We start from the raw sequence: 13,466 nt of genomic DNA on the forward strand, positions 1-13,466 counted from the left end.
GCGCCTTACTCTCACCGGCACGTGTCGCCGGTCAAGACGGCTCGTCCATCCCTTTCCGGAACGGTCCGGATTCGGCGAGCTCGCGGCCGGCCTGTTCGACATAGGCGCGTTCGCGCTTGAGATAGTCGTCGATGGCCCGGCGCAGGCCGCGGTCGGCGATGTAGTGCGCGGAGTAGGTGGTCTGCGGCAGGTAGCCGCGCGCGATCTTGTGCTCGCCCTGGGCGCCGGCCTCGACCACCCCCAGCTTGTGCTGGATCGCGAAATCGATCGCCTGGTAGTAGCAGACCTCGAAATGCAGGAACGGGTGATGTTCGATGGCGCCCCAGTTGCGGCCGAACAAGGTGTCCGAGCCGATGAAGTTGATGGCGCCGGCGATCCAGCGTCCGTCGCGCTTGGCCATGACCAGCAGCACGTCTTCGGCCATGGTCTCGCCGATCAGCGCGAAGAACTTGCGGGTCAGATACGGCCGGCCCCATTTGCGTGAGCCGGTCTCCATGTAGAAATCGAAGAAGGCGTCCCAGGCATCCTCGGTGATGTCCTTGCCGGTCAGCCAATGGATGCTGATGCCGGAGCTCAGCGCATCGCGGCGCTCGCGCTTGATCGCCTTGCGGTGGCGCGAATTCATCGTCGCCAGGAAATCGTCGAAGCTGGAAAAACCCTGGTTGTGCCAGTGGAACTGCTGGTCGGTGCGCTGCAGGAAACCCTGCGCTGCGAGCAGCTGCCATTCGGATTCCCGGGCGAAGGTGACGTGCACCGACGACGCCTCGCTGATCCCGCACAACGCCTTCAGGCCCTGGGCGAGGGCGTTGCCTATCAACTCCTGGTCCTGGTCGGCGCGGATCAGCAGCCGCGGCCCTGTGGCCGGCGTGAACGGCACCGAGACCTGCAGCTTCGGATAGTAGCGCCCGCCGGCCCGCTCATAGGCATCGGCCCAGCCGCGGTCGAAGACATATTCGCCCTGCGAGTGGGACTTGAGGTAGCACGGCACGACGCCAAGGACCTCGTCGCCCATCTTCGCCACCAGATGGCGCGGCGCCCAGCCGGTGCGCAGGGTGGCCGAGCCGGAGGCTTCGAGTGCCGAGAAAAATGCGTGTGAGATGAACGGATTGTAGCCGCGACCGCAGGCGGGAGATGAGCCGGGACTCACGCGACCGTCCGGATTGGCACAGGCGTCCCATGCTGCAGGCGGGATTTCGCTGACCCCGGGGACGGCTTCGAGCGTGATCTCAGGTGATGCCATCGAGTCCTTGAAAGTCGAGTCCTTAAGAGAACCTAACGAGCGGCGTCCTGGCGGCGACACTCGAATGGCCGGTCCCTCAAGATCGTGCATCGCAGCAGCGAGTTCAAGGCCGGCGTCACGTCTCCGGCGTAAACCCTTCGAAGATCATCTGATCCGCATAGCGGGCTGCGGCGGCGCGCTGCTCGGGGGTGCGGACGGTCCAGGTCAGCAGCGGGCAGCCGAACACGTTGCGCGCGATCCAGGGGGCAGGCGCAGGCAGCTGCTCGACCCAATAGGCGACGAAATGCGGCTGGCTGCTGAAGCCATGCTTGAGATGCAGCATGCTGTCGCGTTGCGCCTGGGTCAGCTTGGCCCAGTAGCCGTCCTCGTAGCTGCGCTGGGCGACGATGCCGCGCGTCAGGTTCGGCATGGTCTCGCGCAGCGCCAGCACCTGGTCCGGATCGAACGACATGCCGACCACCGGCCCGGAATAGGACGCCAGCACCTCGGCCATGCGCCGGACCAGCCGGTGATCGCCCTGGAACGTGCTCTTGACCTCGACGACCAGCGGCACGCGCCCGGCGATCAGGTTGCAGAGGTCGCCGAGCGTCATCATCCGCTCGTCGGTCTGCTTGAACTTGATCGCTTTCAGCTCAGCCGCGGTCTTTTCGATCAGCGGGCCGGTGCCCTCGGTGAGGCGTCCGAGATCATAGTCGTGATGCACCATGGCCTCGCCATCGGCCGACAGCTGGATGTCGCATTCGATGGCGAAGTTGCCGGCCACCGCGCCGCGCGCGGCGGCCGGCATGTTCTCGATGATGCCGCTGACAGCATCATGCAGGCCGCGATGGGCGACGGGGCGGGCCGTCAGCCAGTCAGGTGCGCGCATTCGCCCCGTCCATTTTGCTGGCGCATGATCTCGTCGGAAAACCGTTTCGCACTTTTCCGGATCATGCGCTCTCTCTCACTCAACCTCGAACACGCCTTCGACTTCCACCGCCGCATCGGACGGCAGGGCCGAGACGCCGACGGTGGTGCGGGCGTGGCGGCCCTTGTCGCCGAAAGCGGCGACCATCAGGTCGGAGGCGCCGTTGAGGACCTTCGGCCCGTCGAGGAAGTCCGGCGCCGAATTGACGAAGCCGCCGAGACGGACGACGCGCACGACCTTGTCGAGGTCGCCGATCGCCGCCTTAACCTGCGCCAGCAGGTTGACGCCGCAGCCCTTCGCGGCCGCATAGCCGTCCTCGATCGACACGCCGCCGCCGAGCTTGCCGGAGGCGATCATCTTGCCGTCGGCGCCGAGGCAGACCTGGCCCGACACGAACAGCAGGTTGCCGGTGCGCACGAACGGGACGTAGTTGGCCACCGGCGCCTTTGGTGCCGGCAACGTGATGCCCTGTGCCGTCAGATTCTGTTCAACCGTACCCGCCATCTGAAATCCCCGTTCTGTCGCCTGAAAGCCGATCCCGTGCCGGACCGCGGCCCTGTTTGGCGCAGTTGCTACTGACATGCAAGCAGCCAGCGCCGACGCCAATCCGCCGCTTTGACCGCACGTTTCCGTGAGCCAGCCGCAGTTGCGACGTAATGCAGCGGTCTTTAATGTGACGGTTTAGCGATACGTCCTCCGAGGAAAACTCATGGCTCATTCGTTTCGACTGTCGATGGGAGCGCTCGCCGTCGCGGCGATCACATTCGGTCCGGCGCCGGCCGGGGCGGCCGTGCCGTTCCTGCCGCATCAGGCGCTCTATGACCTGAGCCTGGTCAAGTCGCGCGGATCGAGCCCCGTCAACAGCGCGCGCGGCCGCATCCTCTACAATTTCTCCGGCAACGCCTGCAACGGCTACACCTCGGAATTCCGCCAGGTCTCGGAGCTCGATCTCGGCGAGGGCAAGGTGACCCTGAGCGACCTGCGCTCGACTGCCTGGGAGGACGGCGCCGGCAAGAGCTATCGCTTCAAGATCGACTCGCGCATGAACGATCAGGCCTCCAGCCCGGTCGACGGCATCGCCGAGCGCACCGGCGATCACATCACCGTCAAGCTCAAGCAGCCGGAGGCGAAGACCTTCACGCTCGACGGCTCGACCGTGTTTCCGACCGAGCAGATCCATCGCATCATCGCCGCCGCGCGCGAGGGCAAGTCGCTGCTTGAGCTGACGGTCTACGACGGCTCGGACAATGGCGAGAAGGTCTACAACACGCTGACCGTGATCGGAGCAGCCGTGTCGGCCGACAAGGCGGCCGCCAAGCCCGATGCCTCGACCGACAACGACGAGATGAAGAAGATGACGCGCTGGCCGGTAACGGTCAGCTATTATGACCGCGACGCCAAGCGGGCCGAGGGCGAGCAGACGCCGGTCTACGCGATGTCGTTCGAGCTCTACGAGAACGGCGTCTCGCGCGCGCTCGTGCTCGACTACAATGATTTCGTCATCGCCGGCGCGCTCGGCAAGTTCGACGTCAAGGACGCGAAGGACGGCAAACCCTGCGGCAATTGATCGGGGCATCATTCCGTCTGCTCCGGGCCGTCATAGGCGATGCCGCGGATCACCGCGGCCTGGCCGAACTTCTTGCGTAGCGCATCGATCGCGCGCTCGGCCGAGGCCGAACGGCGATCGAGCATGTCGGTGTCGGAGGCCTCCGAGCCCGGGCGCAGCGCGCTGACGCCGGCGCCCATCAGCCGGAACGCCGTGCCGTCGGTCTCGCGCGCCAGCATCTCCTTGCAGATTGCGAAGATCTTGCCGGCGAGCTGCGTCGGCGCCGCGATCGATTGCGAGCGCGTTCGTTGGCGGAAGTCCGCGGTCTTCAGCTTCAGCGTTATGGTCGACCCGGCGAGCTGGCTCGCCTTCAGCCGTGCCGACACCTTCTCCGACAGCCGCCACAGGGTCTTTTCCAGGGTCGCGTAGTCGCGGATGTCGGTGTCGAAGGTGGTCTCGCTGGAGATCGTCTTGGCGCCGCGATCGGCCACGACCTTGCGGTCGTCGATGCCGCGCGCCAGCCGCCACAGCCTGCGGCCGTCACCGCCGAACTGCTTCATCAGCTCGATCTCGTCGGCACGCTGCAGGTCGGCGATGGTGCGGAAGCCCTGGTTCGCCAGCCGTTGCTGCGTGGCGGGACCGACGCCGAAGATGAAGCCGACCGGCTTGTCGGCCAGCATGTTGCGCGCTTCCTCCTGGTCGAGTGCGGCGAAGCCGCGGGGCTTGTCGAGGTCGGAGGCGATCTTGGCGAGGAACTTGTTGCAGGACAGGCCGACCGAGACGGTGATGCCGATGGTCTGCTCGACCTCACGGGCGAAGCGCGCCAGCACCTTTGCGGGGACCATGCCGTGGACGCGCTCGGTTCCGGAGAGGTCGAGGAACGCCTCGTCGATCGAGAGCGGTTCGACCAGCGGCGTCAGCGCCTGCATCGCCTGGCGGACCTCGCGGCCGACCCGGACGTATTTCGCCATGTCCGGAGGAATGACGACCGCCGAGGGACACAGCTCCAGCGCCTTGAACATCGGCATCGCCGAGCGCACGCCATAGGTGCGGGCGATGTAGCAGGCCGCCGACACCACTCCGCGCTTGCCGCCGCCGACGATGACGGGCCGGTCGGCGACCTCGGGATTGTCGCGTTTCTCGACGGTCGCATAGAACGCGTCGCAATCGATATGGGCCAGCGTCAGCGCGGGCAGGGCGCGATGGCGGACGAGGCGCGGCGAGCCGCAGGCCGTGCAGCGGCGCGCGCTGTCATCCAGATCCGTCAGGCAGTCGCGGCAGAAGCAGGTCGGCCCGCTGACCGCGCGCGACGCTCCTTCTGGCGCGGAAGCGGTCACGGCACGTCGCGCTCCCACTGCCGGTCGCCCAATACCTGCCGCGCCGCCATGATATTGGTCGGATGTAACTTGGAGCTGGCGGCAAAAGCCTTTACCGTCTCGTCGTCGCGCAGCACGAAATCGAGCACGCTGACCAGGAAATTGGGGTCGGCGGCCGAGGATCGCAGCGTCTCCGGCCCAATCCCGGTCTCGGCCAGGAACCGGCCCAGCCGCTCCGGTTCGCCGGCCAGGAAGCCGAGGGCCTGAACTGCAACGATTTCAGCGACTTCGCGCGGATTTCGAACGGGCTTTTTCAACGGCGGATTTGCCTTTCCGTTAACTTGTCGGCTCTACTTTGCGCCCATCATGCCCGAGTCTTCGGAATGGGTTCAAGCAAGTGGAAACCATCTCGGGGAAAGATCGAATACCGACTTAACGGGTTAGAACGAATCTGGGGCTAGTTTGAATTAGATGAGTAGCGGTGGACAGGCGTCCGCCAGAGGGCATGCCGGTGTCAGTGATTCGGAGGGGCGGATGGGCAAGACCGTCCTGATCGTGGAGGACAACGAGCTCAACATGAAGCTCTTCCGCGATCTGTTGGAAGCCCACGGGTACCAGACGTCCGGGACGTCCAGCGGCGTGGAGGCGCTCGACATCGTGCGCCGGACCCGCCCCGATCTGATCCTGATGGACATCCAGCTGCCGCAGGTCTCGGGCCTGGAAGTGACGAAATGGATCAAGGACGATCCGGATTTGCGTGCCATCCCGGTGGTGGCAGTGACGGCCTTTGCCATGAAGGGCGACGAGGAGCGCATCCGCGAGGGTGGCTGCGAAGCCTATCTTTCCAAGCCGATCTCGGTCGGAAAATTCATTGAAACGGTACGCCGCTTTATCGGCTAAGGAGTTTCTGCAGTGTCCGCGCGTATCCTTGTGGTCGACGACGTCCCGGCCAACGTCAAGCTGTTGGAGGCGCGGCTGTCGGCCGAGTATTTCGACGTGCTGACCGCCGCGAACGGCGCCGAGGCGCTGCAGATCTGCCAGCGCGCCGAATGCGACATCATCCTGCTCGACGTCATGATGCCGGACATGGACGGCTTCGAGGTCTGCCGCCGGCTGAAGTCGAATCCGGCCACGCATTTCATTCCGGTGGTCATGGTGACGGCGCTCGACAGCCCGTCCGACCGCGTGCGCGGCCTGGAGGCCGGCGCCGACGACTTCCTGACCAAGCCCGTCTCCGACGTCGTGCTGATCGCGCGCGTGCGCTCGCTGACCCGGCTGAAGATGATGACCGACGAGCTGCGCATGCGCGCGCTGACCTCGCTCGAGATCGGCGTGCAGGCGCCCGAGCGCAACGCTGTCGCCGACGGCGGCAGGGGCGGCAAGGTGCTGCTGGTCGACGACCGGCCGTCGTCCTACGAGCGGCTCGGGCCGATGCTGGCGACCGAGCATGCCGTCGATGTCGAGACCAATCCCGCCGAGGCCGTGTTCAACGCCGCCGAAGGCAATTACGACCTCGTCATCGTCTCGCTCGATCTGAACGACTACGACGGCCTGCGACTGTGCAGCCAGCTGCGCTCGCTGGAGCGCACCCGGCACGTGCCGATCCTCGCCATCGCCGAGGCGGAGAACAATTCGCGGTTGCTGCGCGGCTTGGAAATCGGGGTCAATGACTATCTCTTGCGCCCGGTCGACAAGAACGAGCTGATGGCGCGGGCGCGCACCCAGATCCGCAAGCGCCGTTACACCGACCACCTGCGCGACAACGTGCAGAACTCGATCGAGATGGCGATCACCGACGCGCTGACCGGCCTGCATAATCGCCGCTACATGGAGACGCATCTGGCGACCTTGGCCGACCAGGCGGCGAGCCGCGGCAAACCGCTGGCGCTGATGATGCTCGATATCGACTACTTCAAGTCGATCAACGACAATTACGGCCACGATGCCGGCGACGACGTGCTGCGCGAGTTCGCGATGCGGGTGCGCAAGTCGATCCGTGGCATCGATCTCGCCTGCCGCTATGGCGGCGAGGAGTTCGTGATCGTGATGCCCGAGACCGATCTGCACGTCGCCGGCATGGTCGCCGAGCGGCTGCGGCGCTCGGTCGCCAACGAGCCGTTCTCGGTGCACAAGGGCGAGAAGCGCATCGAGGTCACGACCTCGATCGGGCTGTCGACCCTGGAGCAGAAGGGCGAGCCGATCGCCGACGTCATGAAGCGCGCCGACAATGCGCTCTACCGCGCCAAGAACGAGGGCCGCAACCGCGCGGTGGCGATCGCCCCGGTGCATCAACCGGCGCCGTTCCTGCCGCAAGCCGCCGGCCGCGGCCGCTGAGGGGCAGGGCGGCTCCGATCTTTCTGTCCTCGGCTGAAGCTGCGGCGCATCTGTCCAACGGCCTCCATCTGCCATCGAGTCGCTCCGGGCCTCGTGCTTCGAGACGCGCCGCAAGCGGCGCTCCTCAGCATGAGGGTTGAGAGCTTCGCCAAGATCTCTCAAAGACCGCGCCAAGACCACGGACCTCGTCCTGAGGAGCACGCCGCAGGCCTGCGTCTCGAAGGACGGCCACGCGCGCTGCAGGTTATCGGGCGTGCGTACGACGTCGTTGCGCCAAAGTAACGGCGGGGTCGGACGGCAGGCTTCCGTACATGACATGTCGTCCTCGCCACGCATCCGCGCCCGAGCTTTGCCATTCAAAGCCCTCGTCGAGAACAGAGGGCGCAGGGAAGGCCGGGTGCTGGTCGCACCCATGGTCCGCGTGCAGAAAAAAGCACGCGGCAGAACCACAGGTACGAGCCGGACATCCGGCCCTCCCTGCGCGATGGCTTTACGGCTTACTCCGCGCTCTCCCCGGGGACCGGCGTTCTTGCCCCCGTCGCGAGCGCGCTTCGTCGCAGCGCCCGCTTGGCCTCAGCATCGGGAGGCCAGGACCACACGGCTTGACCGTGCAAACCGGATCGTTCGTCGGCGCGGACAAGCCACGCTGCAACCCGACACGCCCACCGCAGCCCACCTCACGCTCGTGACGATCGCGATGCGCCCCTCGTGGCGAGGTGGGATGGATGGAGAGATAGCATGATTTCTGGAAAAGAGAAAGTAAAAATTGCGCTCTGAATAGCCGGCGAGAGCGACATCGTTGAAAGCGTTCGAGAAGTTAGTCTTTTGGCGCAGGACGGTCTCGGGGCGCTCGGATGGGGAGATCGCTTCCTCATCGCAATGCCTTAGACGGATCCCTGAAGATCAAGCCGATGTTGATCGGACCTACGTACTTCGGGTGTCTCATGCTAGCCTGGTTGCGGCGTTGCTCTCTAGTTGGGGGAAAGGCATGAAGCCGCTTCGCATGGGTGTTTTGGCCGGCGTGCTGATGTTGTGTGGAGTCTTGGTCCTCGAAGCGCTCGGTGTGCAGACCAACCTTTTGGTTTTCATGGTCTTGGGAGGCGTTTCGGGCTCGCTGGCTGACATCTTGGATCGGTTCATGGCGGGGCGCGGTACGTAGCGCTGGTCAGCGCGCAAGGCTGGATGGTTGTAGGCTCATTCGGATGTATCTCGGACGGAGAGAGCGTCTGATGTTTGTGGAGCGTCCCGATGTGGACATTTCAGCTGGTAGTCCGCACTCCGTAGGGCGGATCAGCGCAGCGTGATCCGCCGCTTCACGTTCGCCGTAAATCGGCAGATTGAGCTGACGCCAATCCGCCCGCCGTGCTCGCGCGGTCAATCTACAACAACTCGCCGCCAGGATGTGGGGCGCCAAAATATCCCTTGATGTTGCGTGCGTGCCATGATACCTTACGCGACATGAGCAAATCGGTCCGCATCGTCAACTTCTATCACATGACCCGCTTCGGCTGGGCCGTGGAAGGAGTCGCGCGCTAGGACTTGGACGTTGCGATCGTTTCACCAGGCCCCGCCGGCATCGGACGGGGCCTTTTGTTTGGCCACGCTCCCTGCCGGCATAACAGCAGGAGCACAGGATGCCACCCCATCAGACCAACGCGACGATCGACGCTGCGCACGTGTCAGGGCTCAACGTCGATCTCTCGATCGCATCAGTCACCGGCGCGATCAGCAGCGTGCAGCCATCGACGCAGTCCGAAGCGTCGATCGCAGCCTTGCGAGAGGTGTTGTCGGAAAAGGACGCGGCCGGTCCGCCGGCCACGCCGACTTGGCTGGTCATCCGCCTGATCGGCTGGTGCTGGCGCGCCCTTCAAGAACGGCGACGCCGTAACACCGTGCGGGACAGCCTGTATGAGCTGAGCGAACGCGAACTCACGGATATCGGCATCACGCGTGCCGAGATCGAGCACATCGCCGCGCTGCGGATGCTCGAGAGCCTGAGGGACGACCCGCGATATCTGGGGGACGTCTCGCGGAGGGGAATGTAGTCGGTCGCGGGTTGTGGCGATGCAGGGACGGTCGACCAACAGCGCGAGATGGTCGCCGCGACGTCATTGCGAGCGTCAGCGAAGCAATCCAGGGGCCCGCACACGACGCTGGATTGCTTCGCTGCGCTCGCAATGACGGAGGTGAGATCGCGCTTCCTTCTGGACACTTTCTGCCTGAGACGTCGTGTGCGCGGAGTTCGGCAGAACACAAGCCTCGCATAGGTGCTCATCTGCGAGCGCAGGAACTACATGCCTTGATCTGGCGCAATCATCGTGGTAGCTACAAACCATGATCAATGTCGTGCGCCGCTCCAACCGCAAACATACGACCCGCTGCAGCCGGGCCGTGGGAGGAGTCGTGCGCTAGGTTTTCGACGACACGATCATTCCACCAGGCCCCGCCGGCATCGGACGGGGCCTTTTGTTTGGCCACGCTCCCTGCCGGCACCACACAGCAGGAGCATCCGATGCCGCCCCAGACCAACCTCACTGCCGAGATCGCGCGCGATGGCGCCGCTCCCGGTCTCGATCGTCCCATGGCCGCAGCGACGAACGCTGTGCGTGGCGTGCAAGCCGCGCCGCGACCGTCCGCGTCCATCACGGTGCTGCGTGACGCGGTGTCGGAAAAGGACGCCGCCGGGCCGCCGGGCGCAGCAGCGCCGGGATTGCTCGGCCGGCTGGCGCGCTATTGGCTGGTGTTTCAGGAGGGCCGCCGGCTCAGGCGGATGAGAGTCGATCTGCGTGACCTGAGCGAGGCGCAACTGATTGATATCGGCCTGACCCGAGGCGACATCGACCACATCGCCGCGCACCGCGCTCTCGAACGGTTCAAGCGGAGCACGGCGCATCTGATGATGTCCCGCGGCGTGATGTAGCTGCGCGCGAGCCGGCGCTCGACGTTACGGTGGTCGTCGGAAGGGCGGATCTGCGTGATCCGCCCTCGCGATGCCATGGCTTGTTCCAAAGCGCGGGCTTGCCTGCTCAGCGAGCCGTTGCCACAACGTCCTTGCGCGCGCAGCGACGCAATCCAGAGTCCGTCTGCGGGACGAGCCTGGATTGCTGCGTTCGCAATGAGGGAGGAGAGATCGCGCGTCTCTCGACCATCATCCGCGGAGAATCGCGAGAGGAGGCCATGTCAGGTGACGCAACATGTCGGGATCGTCGGCTGCTCCGCCGAGGGCGCCGCGCTTTGCTATCGCACCATCTGCAAGGAGGGGGCCGGCGTCCTCGGGCCGCATGCGCATCCCGAGGTGTCGATGCACACGCCGTCGCTCGCCGACTACGTGACATGTCTCGATCGCGGCGACCTCGCAGGCGTGGCCGAGCTGATGCTGGCCTCGGCCCGCAAGCTCGCGGCGGCCGGCGCGGATTTCCTGATCTGCCCGGACAACACCATCCACCAGGCGTTGCCGCTCGTGCTGCCGCGCTCGCCGCTGCCGTGGCTGCACATCGCCGATGAGGTCGCCAAGGAGGCGGCGAGGAGAGGCTATCGGCGTGTCGGCATCACCGGCACGAAATGGCTCGTCGACAGCAATGTCTATCCCGACAGCCTGGCCGCGAACGGCCTCGCCTTCGAGCGCCCGGACGAGGCCGACCGTATCACGGCGAACCGCATCATCATGGATGAGCTCGTCTGCGGCCGCTTCGAGCCGTCATCCATCGCCGCGTTTCAGGCGATCATCGTGCGGCTGAAGGCGCGGGGCTGCGACGCGGTCGTGCTCGGCTGCACCGAAATTCCGCTCATCATCGATGACACCAACTCGTCCTTGCCGACGTTGGACTCGACGCGGCTGCTCGCCCGCGCCGCGCTGTCGCGCGCGTGTCCGGTTGCGGTCTGAGGAGCGGACCAGCGCAGGGCGATGCGCGGCCGTTCTCCATCGAACGTCGTCGGAACCGCCCGCCGCCGCAGGCGTTTGTCTGGGCCCCAAGGAGGAGCCCCGATGAAGAAGCTGATGTTTGCGGTTGCCGTGTCGCTGTCCGTTCTGCCGTCATTCGCGCTGGCCCATATGGGCACGCCGCAGGAGCAGAAGGCGTGCGCACCCGACGCCAAGCGCTTCTGCCGCACTCAGCTCGGCGACGACTTCGGGGTCCAGAATTGTCTGACGCAGAATCGGGCCAAGCTGAGCAAGCGCTGCGCGGCGGTGTTCCAGAGCCACGGGATGTAGCATGCCTGGTGCGTCCGGCGGATCAGCCCAGCGTGATCCGCCGATCTTACGGCGCGGAAGAGTGGCTATGACGCTCGCGCTAATGCGCTCGACGCTTCAGCTGAACACGGCTACGCCGCGCGGACCTTGCGCAGGAACTTGTCCAGCTCGTCCTTGAGGTGATCGCTCTCCCGCGACAGCGAGTGCGCGGAGGATAGCACCTGGGACGAGGCGGTGCCGGTGGCGCTGGCCCCCTTGCTGACGTCGTCGATGTTGCCGGCGACGCGCGCGGTGCCGCCGGCGACCTCCTGGACGTTGCGCGAGATCTGCCCCGTCGCCGCGCCCTGCTGCTCGACGGCGGCGGCGATGCCGGCGGCGATCTCCGAGATCTGCTGGATGGTGCCGCCGATCTGCTTGATCGAGGCGACCGAGGACTGCGTCGCGTTCTGGATGCCTTCGATCTGCTGACCGATCTCCTCGGTGGCCTTGGCGGTCTGCGACGCCAGCGCCTTGACCTCGGAGGCAACCACCGCGAAGCCGCGGCCGGCGTCGCCGGCGCGTGCCGCCTCGATGGTGGCGTTCAAGGCGAGCAGGTTGGTCTGGGCGGCGATCGAGGTGATCAGCTTGAGCACGTCGCCGATACGCTCGGCGGTGCGCGACAGCTCGCTGATGCCGACGTCCGTCTGCTCGATCTGGCGCACGGCCTCCTTGGCGATGGTGGTCGATTCCCTGACCTGGCGGCCGATCTCATGGACCGAGGAGGTCATTTCCTCCGCGGCCGAGGCGACCGATTGCACGTTGGTCGAGACCTGGCCCGAGGCGGAAGCGGCGCTGGACGACAGCTGCTGGGTCTGCTCGGCGGTCTTGGTCAGCGTGTTGGCCGAGACCTCGAGCGTGCGCGCGTCGGCATGAACCTTGTTGATGATCTGGCCGACGGTGGCTTCGAACTCGTCGGCCATGCGCTGCATCGCGACGTGCTGCTCCGTCTTGGCCGCATCGAGATAGACCGAGATGGCGAGATCCATGTCGATCATCGCCGCCTTGGTGATCGCAGCCTGCAGTGCGGCCTTCTTCTCGCGCGCCGACTGGCCCCCGAACCAGCCGTCCGCGATCTCCGTCTCGATCGCCTTCTGCAGCCCGGTGACGATCAGCGAATAGCCGGCGATGTACCAGCGCGGCTCCAGCCCCATCCGGTTGTGGGCCATCCCGATCCGGGTCACCGACTTCACATAGGCATCGTCGAACTTCGCGGTCGCCAGCGACATCCAATGATCGTGCTGGGCCTGCTTGGCGTGCCGCATGGCGGCCGGGGTGGAGAACATCTTGGCGAGATGCGGGTACTTGCCGACATGGGCGTAGAACTGCTCCAGCAGCCCAGGCAGCACCTTGCCGATCAGCGGCCGCAGCTCCCGCAGCGCCTCTCTGGTCGCATTGTCGATGCCGATAAAATCGAGACGGGATTGCAAAGTCTGAAGATCGGTCATCGCTGGTCTGCCGGTAAGATAAGGAGGGAGACGCTGCGAGACTCGCGGGTGCGTCGCTACCCCAAAATCGCACAGGTTTGGTTGATGGCTCCTTAAGTCGGGAACGGAGATTCGACCGCGGCGAGTGGACCGATCCGATGCGGGACGGCTCCGGCCGCATCCAGTGGCTGCATCGCGCGCAAAAAAAAACGGGGCCGAAACGGCCCCGTTGAAGTCGCAGCAGACCGCGATCTTACTTGATCTTGGCTTCGCGGAATTCGACGTGCTTGCGCGCAACCGGGTCATACTTCTTCTTGACCATCTTGTCGGTCATGGTGCGCGAGTTCTTCTTGGCAACGTAATAGAAGCCGGTGTCGGCCGTCGACACGAGCTTGACCTTGATGGTGACCGCTTTGGCCATGTCTTGAACCTCTGGAATCGGGATCGGGGGTGGGCACCGGCCAAAGAGGG

General features: G+C 65.3%; 15 protein-coding genes. 8 read left to right on the forward strand and 7 right to left on the reverse strand.

All coding sequences use genetic code 11. The annotated features are described in order from the left end of the window. Positions 1 to 31 precede the first annotated feature (31 nt). The 3 genes from QX039_RS29670 to QX039_RS29680 form a co-directional block, all read right to left on the reverse strand. Positions 32 to 1,240 (reverse strand): GNAT family N-acetyltransferase, encoded by a 1,209-nt coding sequence (locus tag QX039_RS29670; RefSeq protein ID WP_315740313.1) that lies wholly within the window; start codon positions 1,238 to 1,240, stop codon positions 32 to 34. A 115-nt stretch (positions 1,241 to 1,355) separates the two neighbouring features. Beyond that, positions 1,356 to 2,108, reverse strand: coding sequence for a glycerophosphodiester phosphodiesterase (locus QX039_RS29675; protein WP_315740312.1), 753 nt, complete (start codon positions 2,106 to 2,108; stop codon positions 1,356 to 1,358). Between the two features lie 75 nt (positions 2,109 to 2,183). Next, positions 2,184 to 2,651, reverse strand: coding sequence for a RidA family protein (locus tag QX039_RS29680; protein ID WP_315740311.1), 468 nt, complete (start codon positions 2,649 to 2,651; stop codon positions 2,184 to 2,186). Between the two features lie 205 nt (positions 2,652 to 2,856). On the opposite strand from QX039_RS29680, the gene QX039_RS29685 reads away from it, so the two are divergent. Next, on the forward strand, positions 2,857 to 3,714 hold the full coding sequence (locus tag QX039_RS29685) for a cell envelope integrity EipB family protein (RefSeq protein ID WP_315740310.1): 858 nt from the start codon (positions 2,857 to 2,859) through the stop codon (positions 3,712 to 3,714). An 8-nt stretch (positions 3,715 to 3,722) separates the two neighbouring features. On the opposite strand, the gene QX039_RS29690 is transcribed toward QX039_RS29685, so the two are convergent. Together QX039_RS29690 and QX039_RS29695 are read right to left on the reverse strand one after the other, a co-directional pair. Further along, positions 3,723 to 5,030, reverse strand: a complete 1,308-nt coding sequence (locus tag QX039_RS29690; protein WP_315740309.1) for a DNA polymerase IV — start codon at positions 5,028 to 5,030, stop codon at positions 3,723 to 3,725. Then, on the reverse strand, positions 5,027 to 5,326 hold the full coding sequence (locus QX039_RS29695) for a DUF3572 domain-containing protein (protein WP_315740308.1): 300 nt from the start codon (positions 5,324 to 5,326) through the stop codon (positions 5,027 to 5,029). The genes QX039_RS29690 and QX039_RS29695 overlap by 4 nt, the downstream gene beginning before the upstream one ends. Before the next feature lie 217 nt (positions 5,327 to 5,543). Between QX039_RS29695 and QX039_RS29700 the strand changes: the two genes are divergently transcribed. The 7 genes from QX039_RS29700 to QX039_RS29730 all read left to right on the forward strand — a co-directional run bounded on the left by QX039_RS29700 (position 5,544) and on the right by QX039_RS29730 (position 11,553). Then, on the forward strand, positions 5,544 to 5,909 hold the full coding sequence (locus QX039_RS29700; RefSeq protein ID WP_008964019.1) for a response regulator: 366 nt from the start codon (positions 5,544 to 5,546) through the stop codon (positions 5,907 to 5,909). A 12-nt stretch (positions 5,910 to 5,921) separates the two neighbouring features. Beyond that, a complete protein-coding gene (locus QX039_RS29705; protein WP_315740307.1) occupies positions 5,922 to 7,343 on the forward strand; it encodes a PleD family two-component system response regulator in 1,422 nt (473 codons plus the stop codon). Between the two features lie 988 nt (positions 7,344 to 8,331). After that, on the forward strand, positions 8,332 to 8,502 hold the full coding sequence (locus QX039_RS29710; protein WP_315740306.1) for a hypothetical protein: 171 nt from the start codon (positions 8,332 to 8,334) through the stop codon (positions 8,500 to 8,502). Between the two features lie 517 nt (positions 8,503 to 9,019). Next, positions 9,020 to 9,388 carry a DUF1127 domain-containing protein gene (locus tag QX039_RS29715; protein WP_315773117.1) on the forward strand — a complete coding sequence of 123 codons (369 nt, stop codon included), beginning with the start codon at positions 9,020 to 9,022 and terminating at the stop codon, positions 9,386 to 9,388. Positions 9,389 to 9,855: 467 nt separating this feature from the next. Next, positions 9,856 to 10,263, forward strand: coding sequence for a DUF1127 domain-containing protein (locus QX039_RS29720; protein ID WP_315740305.1), 408 nt, complete (start codon positions 9,856 to 9,858; stop codon positions 10,261 to 10,263). A 264-nt stretch (positions 10,264 to 10,527) separates the two neighbouring features. Further along, a complete protein-coding gene (locus QX039_RS29725) occupies positions 10,528 to 11,226 on the forward strand; it encodes an aspartate/glutamate racemase family protein (RefSeq protein ID WP_315773119.1) in 699 nt (232 codons plus the stop codon). 102 nt (positions 11,227 to 11,328) lie between these two features. Continuing rightward, entirely contained in the window at positions 11,329 to 11,553 is a 225-nt protein-coding gene (locus QX039_RS29730) for a hypothetical protein (protein WP_315740303.1), read from the forward strand. 110 nt (positions 11,554 to 11,663) lie between these two features. On the opposite strand, the gene QX039_RS29735 is transcribed toward QX039_RS29730, so the two are convergent. Together QX039_RS29735 and rpmG are read right to left on the reverse strand one after the other, a co-directional pair. After that, positions 11,664 to 13,016, reverse strand: coding sequence for a globin-coupled sensor protein (locus QX039_RS29735; RefSeq protein WP_315773121.1), 1,353 nt, complete (start codon positions 13,014 to 13,016; stop codon positions 11,664 to 11,666). Between the two features lie 232 nt (positions 13,017 to 13,248). Further along, positions 13,249 to 13,416, reverse strand: a complete 168-nt coding sequence (gene rpmG, locus QX039_RS29740) for a 50S ribosomal protein L33 (protein ID WP_015666342.1) — start codon at positions 13,414 to 13,416, stop codon at positions 13,249 to 13,251. Positions 13,417 to 13,466: the final 50 nt, after the last annotated feature.

Source organism: Bradyrhizobium sp. SZCCHNR1043 (assembly GCF_032489675.1).
In the GTDB taxonomy this organism is placed as follows: Bacteria; Pseudomonadota; Alphaproteobacteria; order Rhizobiales; family Xanthobacteraceae; genus Bradyrhizobium.

What these genes read in the sequence shown, in the direction of transcription:
- QX039_RS29720 (WP_315740305.1), top strand. Translation starts at nt 9,856, where the DNA reads ATGCCGCCCCAGACCAACCTCACTGCCGAGATCGCGCGCGATGGCGCC.
- QX039_RS29680 (WP_315740311.1), bottom strand. Translation starts at nt 2,651, where the DNA reads ATGGCGGGTACGGTTGAACAGAATCTGACGGCACAGGGCATCACGTTG.
- QX039_RS29670 (WP_315740313.1), bottom strand. Translation starts at nt 1,240, where the DNA reads ATGGCATCACCTGAGATCACGCTCGAAGCCGTCCCCGGGGTCAGCGAA.
- QX039_RS29685 (WP_315740310.1), top strand. Translation starts at nt 2,857, where the DNA reads ATGGCTCATTCGTTTCGACTGTCGATGGGAGCGCTCGCCGTCGCGGCG.
- QX039_RS29700 (WP_008964019.1), top strand. Translation starts at nt 5,544, where the DNA reads ATGGGCAAGACCGTCCTGATCGTGGAGGACAACGAGCTCAACATGAAG.
- rpmG (WP_015666342.1), bottom strand. Translation starts at nt 13,416, where the DNA reads ATGGCCAAAGCGGTCACCATCAAGGTCAAGCTCGTGTCGACGGCCGAC.
- QX039_RS29735 (WP_315773121.1), bottom strand. Translation starts at nt 13,016, where the DNA reads ATGACCGATCTTCAGACTTTGCAATCCCGTCTCGATTTTATCGGCATC.
- QX039_RS29730 (WP_315740303.1), top strand. Translation starts at nt 11,329, where the DNA reads ATGAAGAAGCTGATGTTTGCGGTTGCCGTGTCGCTGTCCGTTCTGCCG.
- QX039_RS29710 (WP_315740306.1), top strand. Translation starts at nt 8,332, where the DNA reads ATGAAGCCGCTTCGCATGGGTGTTTTGGCCGGCGTGCTGATGTTGTGT.
- QX039_RS29675 (WP_315740312.1), bottom strand. Translation starts at nt 2,108, where the DNA reads ATGCGCGCACCTGACTGGCTGACGGCCCGCCCCGTCGCCCATCGCGGC.